Annotated in this window: 11 protein-coding genes, 1 tRNA gene, 1 pseudogene and 1 riboswitch; of the genes and pseudogenes, 5 read left to right on the top strand and 8 right to left on the bottom strand. The window is 72.7% G+C overall.

Annotated features, from left to right (window positions below; genetic code table 11):
- Nucleotides 1-19: 19 nt before the first annotated feature.
- A complete protein-coding gene (sucC, locus tag PU704_RS11450; RefSeq protein ID WP_277551452.1) occupies nt 20-1,189 on the bottom strand; it encodes an ADP-forming succinate--CoA ligase subunit beta in 1,170 nt (389 codons plus the stop codon).
- A gap of 263 nt (nt 1,190-1,452) precedes the next feature.
- Between sucC and PU704_RS11445 the strand changes: the two genes are divergently transcribed.
- Both PU704_RS11445 and PU704_RS11440 read left to right on the top strand, forming a co-directional pair.
- Entirely contained in the window at nt 1,453-2,196 is a 744-nt protein-coding gene (locus PU704_RS11445; protein ID WP_277551451.1) for a hypothetical protein, read from the top strand.
- 238 nt (nt 2,197-2,434) lie between these two features.
- Nucleotides 2,435-3,883 (top strand): sugar porter family MFS transporter, encoded by a 1,449-nt coding sequence (locus PU704_RS11440; protein WP_047804500.1) that lies wholly within the window; start codon nt 2,435-2,437, stop codon nt 3,881-3,883.
- A gap of 175 nt (nt 3,884-4,058) precedes the next feature.
- On the opposite strand, the gene pcrA is transcribed toward PU704_RS11440, so the two are convergent.
- Nucleotides 4,059-6,530, bottom strand: a complete 2,472-nt coding sequence (gene pcrA, locus PU704_RS11435; protein ID WP_075871765.1) for a DNA helicase PcrA — start codon at nt 6,528-6,530, stop codon at nt 4,059-4,061.
- 55 nt (nt 6,531-6,585) lie between these two features.
- Entirely contained in the window at nt 6,586-7,314 is a 729-nt protein-coding gene (locus PU704_RS11430; RefSeq protein WP_277551450.1) for an NHL repeat-containing protein, read from the bottom strand.
- Nucleotides 7,315-7,487: 173 nt separating this feature from the next.
- Between PU704_RS11430 and PU704_RS11425 the strand changes: the two genes are divergently transcribed.
- A complete protein-coding gene (locus tag PU704_RS11425) occupies nt 7,488-8,159 on the top strand; it encodes a hypothetical protein (protein WP_047802046.1) in 672 nt (223 codons plus the stop codon).
- Nucleotides 8,160-8,214: 55 nt separating this feature from the next.
- On the opposite strand, the gene PU704_RS11420 is transcribed toward PU704_RS11425, so the two are convergent.
- Nucleotides 8,215-8,290, bottom strand: a tRNA-Arg gene (locus PU704_RS11420).
- Nucleotides 8,291-8,354: 64 nt separating this feature from the next.
- On the opposite strand from PU704_RS11420, the pseudogene PU704_RS11415 reads away from it, so the two are divergent.
- Together PU704_RS11415 and PU704_RS11410 are read left to right on the top strand one after the other, a co-directional pair.
- Nucleotides 8,355-9,230 (top strand): annotated as a pseudogene (locus PU704_RS11415) (DUF4031 domain-containing protein); the annotation flags it as partial.
- A 42-nt stretch (nt 9,231-9,272) separates the two neighbouring features.
- The gene (locus PU704_RS11410; protein ID WP_222844978.1) at nt 9,273-9,737 is read left to right on the top strand and encodes an NUDIX hydrolase; all 465 of its coding nucleotides are present in this window, start codon (nt 9,273-9,275) and stop codon (nt 9,735-9,737) included.
- On the opposite strand, the gene PU704_RS11405 is transcribed toward PU704_RS11410, so the two are convergent.
- The 4 genes from PU704_RS11405 to PU704_RS11390 form a co-directional block, all read right to left on the bottom strand.
- Entirely contained in the window at nt 9,655-9,921 is a 267-nt protein-coding gene (locus PU704_RS11405) for a hypothetical protein (protein ID WP_075871762.1), read from the bottom strand. The genes PU704_RS11410 and PU704_RS11405 overlap by 83 nt on opposite strands.
- Nucleotides 9,922-10,087: 166 nt before the next feature.
- Nucleotides 10,088-11,020 (bottom strand): C40 family peptidase, encoded by a 933-nt coding sequence (locus tag PU704_RS11400; RefSeq protein ID WP_277551449.1) that lies wholly within the window; start codon nt 11,018-11,020, stop codon nt 10,088-10,090.
- 301 nt (nt 11,021-11,321) lie between these two features.
- Nucleotides 11,322-12,011: a C40 family peptidase gene (locus PU704_RS11395; protein ID WP_277551448.1), complete on the bottom strand. Its 690-nt coding sequence runs from the start codon at nt 12,009-12,011 to the stop codon at nt 11,322-11,324.
- A 5-nt stretch (nt 12,012-12,016) separates the two neighbouring features.
- Nucleotides 12,017-12,206: riboswitch (cyclic di-AMP (ydaO/yuaA leader) on the bottom strand.
- Between the two features lie 350 nt (nt 12,207-12,556).
- Nucleotides 12,557-13,246: a metal-dependent transcriptional regulator gene (locus PU704_RS11390; RefSeq protein WP_075871758.1), complete on the bottom strand. Its 690-nt coding sequence runs from the start codon at nt 13,244-13,246 to the stop codon at nt 12,557-12,559.
- Between the last annotated feature and the right edge of the window lie 110 nt (nt 13,247-13,356).

Genomic DNA, 13,356 nt, shown 5'->3' with positions numbered 1-13,356 from the left:
TGTTCGTCCGGTCGGCGGATCAGTTGGCGGCGTGGGCGAGCTCGGCGGCCTTGTCCGCACCCTCGTCCATCGTCTCGGCGAGGGTCACCAGCGGGTGGTTGGCGGCGGCGAGGATGCGCCGGCCCTCCTCGACGTTGTTGCCGTCCAGGCGGACCACGAGCGGCTTGTCCTCCTCGTCGCCGAGGATCTCCAGGGCCTTCACGATGCCGTTGGCCACGGCGTCGCAGGCGGTGATCCCGCCGAAGACGTTGACGAACACGGACTTGACCTGCGGGTCGTTGAGGATGACGTCCAGGCCCGCGGCCATGACCTCGGCCGAGGCGCCGCCGCCGATGTCCAGGAAGTTGGCCGGCTTGACGTTGCCGTGCTTCTCCCCCGCGTAGGCGACGACGTCCAGGGTGGACATGACCAGGCCCGCGCCGTTGCCGATGATGCCGACCTCGCCGTCGAGCTTGACGTAGTTCAGGTCGTGCTCCTTGGCCTTCTCCTCGAGGGGGTCGGCGCTGGACTTGTCGACGAGCTCGGCGTGGTCGGCCTGACGGAACTCGGCGTTCTCGTCGAGGGTGACCTTGCCGTCGAGGGCGATGATCTTCCCGTCGCCGGTCTTGACCAGCGGGTTGACCTCCACCAGGGTGGCGTCCTCCTTCTTGAAGACGTCCCACAGCTTGACCAGGACCGGCACGACCCCGGCGGCGGTCTCCTCGTCGAACTTCGCCTGCGCCACGATCTCGCGGGCCTTGGCCTCGGTGATCCCCTCGGTGGGGACGACCTCGACGCGGGCGAGGGCCTCGGGCCGCTCCACGGCGAGCTGCTCGATCTCCACGCCGCCCTCGACGGAGCACATGGCCAGGTAGGAGCGGTTGGCGCGGTCCAGCAGGATCGAGAAGTAGTACTCCTCGGCGATGTCGGCGCCCTGGGCGATCATCACGCGGTGGACCGTGTGGCCCTTGATGTCCATGCCGAGGATCTGCTGGGCGTGCTCGTAGGCCTCGTCGGCGGTCTTGGCGACCTTCACGCCACCGGCTTTGCCGCGCCCTCCGACCTTGACCTGGGCCTTCACGACGGTGACGCCGCCGATCTTCTCGGCGGCGGCCTTTGCTTCTTCCGGGGTGGTCGCGACGATGCCCTGGAGCACGGGGACGCCGTGCTTCTCGAACAGGTCGCGTGCCTGGTATTCGAACAGGTCCACGGGTGAATGCCCTTCTTCGTCGAAGTCGTGGATCGGCGACGGCCCGGGCAGTAGGCGGGTCGTCCTCCGACCTGATGGTGAACGGAGCGCCGCGCATCCCCGGGCCGAGACCTGAGGCATGCGTCCGGACCGTTCCGCGGAGCCGTTCCCGGGCGCGGGACGTGCCGGGGCACTCCCTGTACGAGACTGTAGTCCATGCTGAATCGGCGGCCACAACCGGGCCCGCGCACGAGTTCCCGGGCGTTTCTTGATTGACTGGCCCCATGAGCTCCGTCGACACCCCCGAGAACCGGGCGTTCGCCCCCGCCGACCCCGGCTTCCTCGTCTCCATCGCGACCTTCGCCTTCGTGGCCCTCGGCCTGGAGGCCGTGGTCGACGGCACGGTGCTCACGGTCACCGGGGAGATCCCCGACGTGTATCCCCTGGGCTGGCAGGTCTTCGCCTGGCTGTGCCTGGGCGCGGCCTGGCTCGGGATCCAGCGCGGGCTCGTGGCGTGGCTGCGCCACCGGGCGGCGGACCCCGTCACCCCGCAGCCCCCCACCTACTCCCCCGCGCTCGATCACCGGCGGACCACCACCGCACTCGTGCTGTTCGTGCTCGCGGTCCTGCTCGGGGTGATCCTGCCCGTCTTCCTCGTGGGCCAGTGGCGGCTCCAGCCGGTCCAGCTCTACCTCGACCTCTACGCCGACTACGGCGGGGGCGCCTGGCTGGGCATGGTCGGCTTCGCGGCCTACCACGTGGGCCGGTCCCTGCTGCTGGCCCTCGTGCTGACGTGCGTGCAGCGGGCGGTGGAGCTGCGCCGCCCCGGTCGCTGGACCCAGGCGGCTCCGGTGGGCGGGCTGGTCCTGGGGGTCCTGCTCGCCCTGCTCGGCCTGGTCCTGGGCGGGTGGACCTCCGCGGCCACGGCGCTGATCTGCTGCACGCTGCTGGGGATGGTGCACAACCTCACCGGCCGGTCGCTGCGCTGGACGGGCCCCGCGGCGGTCGTGGTGCTCCTGTTCGTCTAGACACCTCCGCCGCGGCACCGCCGGCGCGCCCGGCGCTCAGGACGTCACCGGGGCGACCGCGACATGTTGCGCCGATCACAGGAATTTCCTGGAGGGGTTTCCTGGCCGCGCCATATGTCCTAACATAAGGACATTCGAACCAGTGAGACGTGCGTCACTCCGTGAGGGACGCGCCGACCCGGCGAGATCATCACACTGTGCAGAGCGCACCGGTTGCGCACGAACAAAGGAACCTTCGATGGCCACATCGTCACCACGCGAGACAGCGGCTGCGCTGCCTCCGCTGACCTCCGGACCACATCGCAAGCGCCTCGGCCTCATCTCCATCGTGGCCTGCTTCGGCGGTCTGCTCTTCGGCTACGACACCGGCGTGATCAACGGTGCGCTGCGTCCCATGTCGGAGGAGCTCGGTCTGACGCCGTTCACGGAGGGCGTGGTCACCAGCTCGCTCGTCTTCGCCGCCGCCGTCGGCGCGCTCTCCGGAGGTCGCATCTCCGACGCCTGGGGGCGCCGGCGGACCATCCTCCTGCTCTCCGTCCTGTTCTTCGTCGGGACGATGATCGTGGTGTTCACGCCCGGCTACGAGGTGCTGGTCGCCGGGCGCATCTGCCTCGGGCTCGCCGTGGGCGGGGCCTCCGCCGTGGTGCCCGTCTTCCTCGCGGAACTGGCCCCCTACGAGATCCGCGGCTCGATCGCGGGCCGCAACGAGGTGGCCATCGTGATCGGCCAGCTCTCGGCGTTCGTGATCAACGCGATCATCGGCAACGTCTTCAGCGAGTCCCCGAGCGTGTGGCGCGTCATGTTCGCGATCTCCGCGCTGCCGGCCGTGGCCCTGTTCATCGGGATGCTCCGGATGCCGGAGTCCCCGCGGTGGCTCGTGGAGAAGGGCCGCCACCGTGAGGCCCTCGAGGTGCTCAAGACGGTGCGCTCCGAGGAGCGGGCGATCGCCGAGCTCGGCGAGGTCGAGCACGTGGCGGAGGAGGAGCGCGCCGAGAACCAGATCGGCCTGGGCGCGATCCTGTCCAACAAGAACCTGATCCGCATCCTGCTCGTCGGCATCGGCCTGGGCATCGCCCAGCAGCTCACCGGGATCAACTCGATCATGTACTACGGGCAGATCGTGCTGATCGAGTCGGGCTTCAGCGCCAACGCGGCCCTGATCGCCAACATCGCCCCCGGCGTGATCGCCGTGGTCGGCGGCTTCATCGCCCTGTACCTCATGGACCGGCTCGACCGGCGCAAGACCTTCATGATCGGCCTGACGCTCACCACCGTCTGCCACCTGCTGATCGGCGCCTCCTCGATGCTGCTGGAGGAGGGCAACCCGCTGCGGCCCTTCGTGATCCTGGCCCTGGTGGTGGCCTTCGTCGGCTCCATGCAAACCTTCCTCAACGTCGCCGTGTGGGTCTACCTCTCCGAGGTGTTCCCGCTGCACATGCGCGGCGTGGGGATCGGCGTGTCCGTCTTCATGCTGTGGGTCGCCAACGGCGTCCTGTCCCTCTACTTCCCCTCCCTGGTCGCCGCGGTGGGGATCACGGGGACGTTCTTCCTCTTCGCCGGGGTCGGCGCGCTGGCCCTGCTCTTCGTCTACACCCAGGTCCCGGAGACCCGCGGCCGGACCCTGGAGGCGCTCGAGGAGGACGTGACGACCGGCGCGATCTACACGGTCAAGGCGCCGAACTCCTAGACGGCCGCCGGCCCCGAGGACCTCGTGGCGCGGAAGAGCCCCCGGGTGCGGTGGGATCCCTCGAGGGGCCCCACCGCACCCGGGGGCTCTTCCGTTGCGCCGAGGCGCCCGGCCTCCTGCCGGGCCGCGGCACGCACGTCGCGCAGGCGCCGCGGCGGGCCGCCGTGGGCCTGGTTCAGCCCACCTTGGTGAGGGGGGCGTAGCGCAGCAGCAGCCGCTTCTCGTCCCCGCCGAAGCGCACCTTGGCCACGGTCTTGTCCCCGGCCCCCTCGACGGACACCACGGTCCCCTTGCCGAAGGCCTTGTGGTCCACGGTGTCCCCGACGGACAGGCTCGGGATCTCCTTGTTGGGCTGCACCCGCCCCGCCGCGGCGGCCCGGGACGGCGCCATCCGCTCGAAGGCGGCGTTCGAGGAGGCCGCCGCGCCCCAGTACGAGCCGCGCATCGCGTCCCGCTGCCCGGAGCCGCCGGCGTGCAGCGAGGAGCCCCAGGAGGCCGGGGCCGAGGATCCCTCGCGCTTCCACTCGAGCAGCTCCGCCGGGATCTCGTCGAGGAACGGGCTGGCCGGGTTGTACTGGGACTGGCCCCACATCGAGCGGAACTCGGAGCGGGTGAGGTAGAGGCGCTCCCGGGCGCGAGTCAGGCCCACGTAGGCGAGGCGCCGCTCCTCCTCCATCTCCTTCTCGTCCGTGAGGGAGCGCTGGTGCGGGAACAGCCCGTGCTCCATGCCGGTCAGGAAGACCACGGGGAACTCGAGGCCCTTGGCGGTGTGCAGGGTCATGAGGGTGACCACGCCCTGGACGCGGGCCTCGGCGACCTCCGCCGCGATCTGCTCGGCGCTCGGCCCGTCCTCGGAGGACCCCGCGGGCCGGTTGGGGATCTGGTCGGCGTCGGCCACCAGCGAGACGTGCTCGAGGAACTCGGGCAGCCCGGCCTCGGGGTTGTCCCGCTCGAACTCGCGCACCACGGCCACGAGCTCGGCGAGGTTCTCCACCCGGGACTCGTCCTGCGGGTCGGAGGACCCGCGCAGCCCGGCGAGGTAGCCGGACTGCTCGAGCACCGCCTCGAGCACCGTGGCGGCCCCCGAGGCCTCCGCCACCGAGGCGAGGTCGTCCATGAGCTGGACGAACGCCTTGACCGCGTTCAGCGAGCGGGTGGCCATCCCGGGGGCCTCGTCGGCGCGGCGCAGGGCGTCCATGAACGAGATCCGCTCCCGCTCGGCGAGCGCGGCCGCGGCCCCCTCGGCGCGGTCGCCGATGCCGCGCTTGGGCTCGTTCACGATGCGCCGGACGTTGATGTCGTCGTCCGGGTTCACGATCGAGCGCAGGTAGGACAGGGCGTCCTTGATCTCCTTGCGCTCGTAGAAGCGGGTGCCGCCCACCACCTTGTACGGCAGGCCCACGCGCATGAGGATCTCCTCGAGCGAGCGGGACTGGGCGTTGGTGCGGTAGAACACGGCGACGTCACCGGGACGGTAGCCGTCCTCGTCCTGGAGGCGGTCGATCTCCTCGGCGATGAACCGGGCCTCCTCGTGCTCGTTCTCCGCGGCGTAGCCGGTGATCTTCGCGCCGTCGCCGGAGGCGGTCCACAGCCGCTTGTCCCGGCGGGCCTTGTTCTTGGCGATCACCGCGTTCGCGGCGGTGAGGATGTTCTGGGTGGACCGGTAGTTCTGCTCCAGCAGGATGGTGCGCGCCTGCGGGTAGTCCTTCTCGAAGTCGACGATGTTGCGGATGTCGGCCCCGCGGAACGCGTAGATCGACTGGTCGGAGTCGCCCACGACGGTCAGCTCGGCGGGCGGCACGGGGTTCGCCCCCGGACCGGGATCAGCTCCGGCGCCCGTGCCGACGAGCTCCCGGACCAGGGCGTACTGCGCGTGGTTGGTGTCCTGGTACTCGTCGATGAGCACGTGCCGGTACCGGCGCCGGTAGTACTCGGCGACCTGGGGGAAGGCCCGGAGCATGTGCACGGTCTGGCCGATGAGGTCGTCGAAGTCCATCGCGTTGGCCGCGCGCAGCCGCTCGGTGTAGCCGCGGTAGACCTGGGCCACCGCGCTCTCGAAGGGGTCGGTCTCCGAGACGCGGGACAGGTAGGTCTCGTCGTCGACGAGCTCGTTCTTCAGCGCGGAGATCCGGTGCTGGATGCTCTTGGGCGCGAAACGCTTCGGGTCGAGGTCGTGCTGCTTGGCCACGAGGGTGATCAGCCGCAGCGAGTCGGCGGAGTCGTAGATCGAGAAGGTCGACTTCAGGCCCACGCTGGCGGCCTCCCGCCGCAGCACCCGCACGCAGAACGAGTGGAACGTGGAGATCGACATCGACTTCGCCGACTCCCCCACCAGCTCGACCACGCGCTCGCGCATCTCGGCGGCGGCCTTGTTCGTGAACGTGATCGCCAGGATCTCCCCCTGGTGGGCACGGCCGGTGGCCAGCAGGTGGGCGATCCGGTGGGTCAGCACCCGGGTCTTGCCGGAGCCCGCGCCGGCGACGATCAGCAGCGGCGAACCGGAGTGCTCCACGGCGGCCCGCTGCGGTTCGTTGAGACCCTCCACGAGGGCCTCCGCGGGAACGGCGCCGCGGCGCGGGGCCGCGTTCGCGGCGGGACGCGCCACGGAGGAGGAGGGCAGGAGCGGGTTGTCGAAGAGGTAGTCCATCGTGGTCCCAGTCTACCGAGGGCCGGTGACACCCGGGCCGGGGTGGGGAGCGGGCTCAGACGAAGTGCAGCTCCAGCCGGTGCCGCCCGTTGTCGTCGTCGACCCACAGCTCCGAGTCGGCCACGGTGACCCGGACGGGCCGCTGCAGCCGGATCTCGTCGTCGAACTCCGCGGCCCCGGCCTCACCGCCGCCGTAGACGGTGTCCAGCTGCCGGTCCGCCAGGTCCAGGTGGCGGATCGCGTCGTTGCCGGTGTCGGCGATCACGATCGACCCGTCGTAGAGGATCTGCAGGTCCTCGGGGTGGTCCAGCTGGGCGGCGTCCGCCGGCCCGTCGGCGAAGCCCGGCCCCGCCCGGCCCACCACCGTGCAGACCCGCGGGTCGCCGTCGGGCTTGTCCGTGTCGATCTCGATGCAGCGCAGGGACGAGGAGTCGCGGTCCACGAACCAGAGGGTCCCGTTGCCGTCCTCGGTGATCGAGACGGTGGCCGCGAACGTGGCCTGTCCCGCCTTCCCGTCCCGCTGCCCGGACTCCCCCGTGCCCGCGAACCCGTACAGCACGTCGGTGTACGGGTCCCAGCGGAACAGCCGGTGCAGCGACGGCACCGCCACGATCACGGCCGAGAGCTTGTGCGACCACACCATGTCCGTGATGGGGGCGCCGCCGAGGACGGAGCAGTCCACCGTGCGGCGCACCGTCTCGTGGTCCTTCTCGAAGAGCCTCAGCGCATTGCCCTCGGTCAGCCGCATGAGCAGGCCGTCCGGGAGTCCGATGGACAGTTCCATGACGGGCACCTCCGTGTCGTCCTCGTCGCGCGCCCGGTCGTCGTCGGCCGGACCGTTCCCCCGCGGGTCGCGAGGACCGGTGCGGGTGGCCCCAGCCTACTCCTGGGTCGAGCGCCCCGCGGGGGGACGCACAGCCGGACCGCACGCCCGGCCACCGGACGGATAATGGGGGCATGGCACTGACCCGGGCGCAGAAGGCACGCAAGCACGGCAGCACGGCGGTCGAGCCGCCGCCGCGGGGGGCCCGGCTGCACGAGGCGCGGCCCGGCGAGCTGCGGCCCGAGCCCGCCCGGTCGAGCTCCGGGCTCGTGGTCGGGGTGGCCGTGGGCGTCTCCGCGCTGCTGTGGCTGTACGTGCACGCGTGGGTGCTCCCCCAGTTCGGCGCGGCCGTCGCGGACGGCCTGCTCCTGCCCGAGTGGATGCCCGGCGGGTTCGACCAGGCCCACGCCGCACGGCTCGCCGTCGCCCTCGGCGAGGAGGGACGGGCCCAGTACGAGGCCGTGCACCGTTCCGCCGGTCTGCTGGCCCCGCTCTTCGTGGGTTTGGCGTGGCTGCTCCTCGTCGCCCTCCACACGGCCTCGCGCGCTCGCCGGTGGCTGCGCTCGGCGGTCGTGCTGGGCTTCGCGGCCGTCTCCCTGGCGGGCAACGCGGCGATCGACGCCGCGCTCGCGGACCCCGGCGACGCCTCGGCCGTGGCCACGGCGTCCGCCCTCGTGGTGGCCCGCTGGGTGCTGCTGGTGCTTCTGCTGGCGGTCACCGTGGCCGTGGCCGTGGAGGCGCTGCGGCGCCGGGCGCCGCGGCCTCCGGCCGGCGGCCCGGAGCGCCCCGGGGTCCTGCCGCGCTGAGCGGCAGGACCCGGGCAGCGCAACGCCCCGGACCGGGCGGTCCGGGGCGTTGCGGTGGTGCCCCCGATTGGATTCGAACCAACGACACCGGCTTTAGGAGAGCCGTGCTCTATCCCCTGAGCTACGAGGGCGACGCCGAACAGTCTAGGTGCTGCCCGGGAACCCCGCGAACCGTGCGCGTCTAGGATCGGTCGCATGCCCGTCTACATCGATCCGCCGCTGTGGCCCGCCCACGGGACGCACTTCTCCCACCTGGTCTCCGACTCCTCCTACGAGGAGCTGCACGCCTTCGCGCACCGGCTGGGCGTGCCCCGGCGCGCGTTCGACCGGGACCACTACGACGTGCGGGGCAGCCTCTACGACCGGGCGGTGGCCGCGGGCGCGCGGCCGGTCGAGGGCCGTGAGCTCACCCGGGTGCTCCTGCGCAGCGGTCTGCGCGTGCCCGCCCGGGCCCGCCCGGAGCGGATCGGCCGGGTGCTGGGCCGGCGCTGGGACGGCCGGTTCCCCGGTCTGCCGCGGCTCGGGGCGGAGCTCGTCGAACGGTGGGGGGAGCCCCACCGGCACTACCACGGCCGCTCGCACCTGCTGGCGGTCCTCGAGGCCCTCGACGAGCTGGCCGCCGGAGCCGGGCTGGACCGGGAGCAGCACGACGCCCTCCTGCTGGGCGCGTGGTTCCACGACGCCGTCTACGCCGGCCGGCCCGGGCAGGACGAGCGGGACTCCGCCGAACTGGCCGGGGAGCGCCTGACCGCGGCCGGTCTCGCCCCGGACGTGGTCGCCGAGGTCCAGCGCCTGATCCTGCTCACCCTCGACCACGCGGCCGCGGCCGAGGACCTCCCCGGGGCGCTCCTGCTGGACGCGGACCTCGCCGTGCTGGGGTCCTCGCCCGCCGCGTACGCGGCCTACGCCGCCGCCGTGCGCCGGGAGTACGCGCACGTGCCCGACACCGACTTCGCCGCCGGGCGGCTGCGGGTGCTCGAGGGACTCTGGCACCGGCAGCCGCTCTACCGCACGCCGGCCGCGCAGCGGCGCTGGGGAGCCCGCGCCGCCCGCAACCTGGAGGCCGAGATCCAGCAGCTGCGCACTGCCGCGGGCCGGGGCGCCCCCGCCGACGTGGAGGTACTCACGATCACGGCGGTGTGCCTGCGCGACGACGACGGCGCCCTGCTCACGGTGCGCAAGCGGGGCACGGACCGGTTCATGCTGGTGGGCGGCAAGCTCGACCCGGGCGAGTCCCCCGCCGAGGCGGCCGTGCGGGAGACGGCCGAGGAGGTGGGACTGGCGCTGCGCCCCGGGCAGCTCCGCCTGCTGGGAGAGTTCGAGGCCCCCGCCGCGAACGAGACCGCCACGTGGGTGCGCTCCACGGTCTTCACCGCGCCCCTCACCGGGCGCCCGGAGGCCCGCGCGGAGATCGAGGAGCTACGGTGGCAGCCGCTGGACGACGTCTCGCCCGCCGCGCTGCCGGCCGATCTGGCGCCGCTGCTCCGGGAGCACGTCATTCCCGCGCTGCTGGGCTCCCCTGCGGATCGTCCAGCTCGCCCGCGGCGCGGTGCCGCCGGTGGAGCAGGAGCCCGGTGACCAGGCCCAGCACGATGCCGACACCGCCGAAGACGGACAGCCACATGGCGGCGTGGCCGACGAACGCGGCCACCACGAGGCCGACCACGATCCCGGGCACGGCGCCGCCGATCATGCCGTAGGCCATGTAGGCGTACTCACGGTCCAGGCTGGTGCGGGCGTTGCGGCTGAGGTCGGTGGCCATGGGTCCAGTCTATCGGCGCCGGGCGACGCGGGCCGGGCAGTGGCCGGACCGGTCGGCGGCGCGCACCGGGCACGGTGGGCGGGCGGCCGCCGGACGAGCAGCGGGTGCGCGGAACCTGTCTGGCCGACCAGGATCCGCGCACCCGAACCGATGTCCTCGCGTGCGGTCAGCGCACGCGGACGTAGATCGGGCCGGAGCCCACGTTGACGCTGTCGATGACCGTGGTGCCGCCGTTCCAGCCGCCGTGCACGGCCTTGCCGCCGCCGATGTAGACGCCGATGTGGGCCGAGCCCATGCCGCCGTCGGCGTAGTAGACGAGGTCGCCGGGCTTGGCCTGGCCGGCGGAGACCTGCGTGCCGAGGCTCAGATAGGAGGCCGGCCAGCCGTGGTGGTTGATGCCGGCGGCGCGCAGGGCGTTGGTGACCAGGGCCGTGCAGTCCTGGCCGACGCCGAGCTGGCCCAGAGCGGCCGAGGAGATGGTGGCGCCCTTGCCGGAGGCGGAGCTCTGCGGGGCGACGGTGCGCTCGGCCGCCGGGGCCGCCTGGACGGCCGGCTTCGGCGCCGGGGCCTGCTTCACGGCCGGCTGCGGGGCGGCCTGCACGGCGGGGGCGGCCGGCTGCGGGGCCGGGGCGGGCTTCGGGGCGGCCACGGCCTTCGGCGCCGGCTGCGCCACGGGGGCCACGACAGGGGCGGCCTGCACGGCGGGGGCGGCCGGCTGCGGGGCCGGGGCGACGACCGGCTGCGCCGCCGGCGTCGCTGCCGGCCGCTGGACGGTCTCGCGGGCCTCGGGCTCCGCCTTCTTCTCGGCCGCCTTCTTCTCGTTCTTTTCGGCCTTCTCGGTCTGCTTCTTCTCGGACTCGTCCTGGGCCTTCGTCACGTGGGCGACCGGCGCGAGGGAGACGGTGGGGGCGGCGGACGGGGTCGCCGCGGCCACGGCGGACAGCGGGGCGTCGGCGGCGGCCTCCTGGGCCGGGGCCTCGTGCGCGGAGACGGTGGTGGCCAGCGCCAGGCCGGAGAGGGCGGCGACGGCGGCCACGGTGCGGGCCCGGCCGGTCAGGAGGGAGGTGACGCCGGTCGAGGAGTTCAGGTCACGAGTCATGGGGGTTTCAGCAGGCTTTCTGGAGGGCCGGGCGAACCTGCCGGGAGACTGCGGTGACAGCACGGATCACCCCGCGCGCAGGCGCGCGGGGTGATCGATCTCCGGCAGCGCGGCCGTCCGGATGCGGAGGGCCGCGCACGGCGGGGGGAACGGAGGAGGGCGTCCGAAGGCGGACGGGGCGCACGGCGTCGGAGAGGACGGATGTGCGGGGGGGGGACCCGGGAGTGCGGGTCCGGGTGGTCCGGGAGGGACCGGGTGCCTCCCGCGGGGACCCTGGGGTCTCCGCGGGAGACGAGCCGGATCAGCCGATCCGGTAGTAGCCGTCGAGCTGCATGGCGTTGACGGAGTGGATCTGCGTGCCCTGCGAGGGGTTCAGCGCCGAGATCATCTTGCCGCCGCCGATGTAGATGCCCACGTGGCCCCCACCGTTCTGGGAGACGAGGTCGCCGGGCTGCGGGTTGGACACGGGGGTGCCGGCGGCGAACTGGGCCCAGGTGGTGCGGGGCAGGTCGATGCCGTTCTGGGCGAAGACCCACTGGGTGAAGCCGGAGCAGTCCCAGGCGCCGAAGGCGGTGCCGCCGTAGACGTAGCCGGAGCCGATGCCCTGCTGGGCGGTGCCCACGATGCCGCCGGCGGCCGCGGTGATCTCGGTCGTGGCGTTGGCCTGCGGGGTCACGCTCGCGGTGGAGACCGCCGGCTGCGCGGCGGGGGCCGGGGCCTGGTAGGCCGGGGCGGCGGGCTGCGCGGCAACGGGGGCCTGGTAGGCGGCGGGGGCCGGGGCCTGGTAGGTGTAGGAGGCCAGCGAGGCGGCGGCCGGAGCCGGGGCCGAGTAGGCGGCACCGGAGGCCGCGGGGATCTCGGCGTAGGCCTGGGCCGGGGCGATGGAGCCGACGATCGCGGCGCCGGCGGCGGCGGCGATCGTGGTGTTGCGCACGGCGTTCGAGGTGGTCTCGGCGCGGTGGCGGGCGGTGCTCTGCTTGAAAATAGCCATGGGTGTGTTCCTCCCTTTGCCTACGAGGTGAGCTGTCGGATTCGGGTGGGAGACACCCGGCCGCGGAGCGCATGCGCTCCGGCGACTTAACCCCAAGGCCCCGGATCACCGGGACCGGAAATGGTTCCCCCGCTTCTGCCAAGCAGTTTCTGTGCATGGGCCCCGGGCACCGGCAGAATTCGGCGATGTGCACGAGGATGCCGATCCGACCAGTGATCAGCACGGGTTGAACAATACATGACCGGTTACGGAAGTGTCACGTTTTGATCACGGCCGATCACGGAATTGCATCTCGGGCCGGACGAAAACCTGTGGATTATGTCGCTCCGGACTATCAGTGCGATCCGGCGGCGCACGGTGGAGCGAGGGTCCGGGCACCCCTGAACCCGCGGCTCACCAGGGCATTCGCCGCCGGCGGGGCACGGTCCGGCCGAACTGGCCGAAAGTGCCTTGTGAACGTCCCCACAAGGGTGGCCGGGTCTCGCGCAGGGCCCCGTGACCTGTCCCGTGACCTGCCCTCGGGCCGGGCACGACCCGACGGGCGCTCAGACGGCGAGGACCCGGATGGCCCCGGCCGTGCGCAGGTCGATCTCCGCGGACCGGCCGGTCTCGGCGACCTCGATCCGCACCCGCTGGCCCTCCACGCGGGCCCGAACGACGGCCCCGGTGAGCACGCCGACGTCGCTCAGCACGCCCAGCAGCGCGGCGTCGGCCTGCACCACCTCCGGCAGCAGCGCCACGGTGTGCGTCGCCTCCGGATCCGCGCGGGCGGCCTCCAGCAGGGAGGGGTGCCCCGCCGCCGAGGGGCTGTCCCCGACGCCCAGTGCGGCCAGGCCCGGGATCGGCGTGCCGTACGGGGAGTATCGGGGGCTGTGCAGCAGGTCCACCAGCCGCCGTTCGACCTGCTCGCTCATCACGTGCTCCCAGCGGCACGCCTCGTCGTGGACCTGGGCCAGGTCCAGTCCGATGACGTCGGCCAGCAGCCGCTCCGCCAGACGGTGCTTGCGCATCACCTGCACCGCGCGTTCGCGGCCCAGCTCGGTGAGGACCAGGGAGCGGTCGGCCCCCACCGTCAGCAGTCCGTCGCGCTCCATCCGGGACACCGTCTGCGAGACGGTGGGCCCGGAGTGGTCGAGGCGCTCGACGATGCGCGCCCGCATGGGCGTGATGCCCTCCTCCTCGAGCTCGAGCACGGTCCGCAGGTACATCTCCGTGGTGTCGATCAGATCGCTCATGCCTCAGTCATCCTTCGTCCGGCCGTCCGTCCCCGGGGATCCCGCCCGGTCCGGTCTTCCCGCACGAGCTTAGTCCGCGGTCCCCTGCCGCGGAGGGGACCGGGCCGCGG

It is taken from the genome of Kocuria oceani (genome assembly GCF_029524215.1).
Classification (GTDB): domain Bacteria; phylum Actinomycetota; class Actinomycetes; order Actinomycetales; family Micrococcaceae; genus Kocuria; species Kocuria oceani.
Note: the sequence above shows the minus strand (reverse complement) of the source record. Positions and strands in the feature narration are given on the sequence as shown.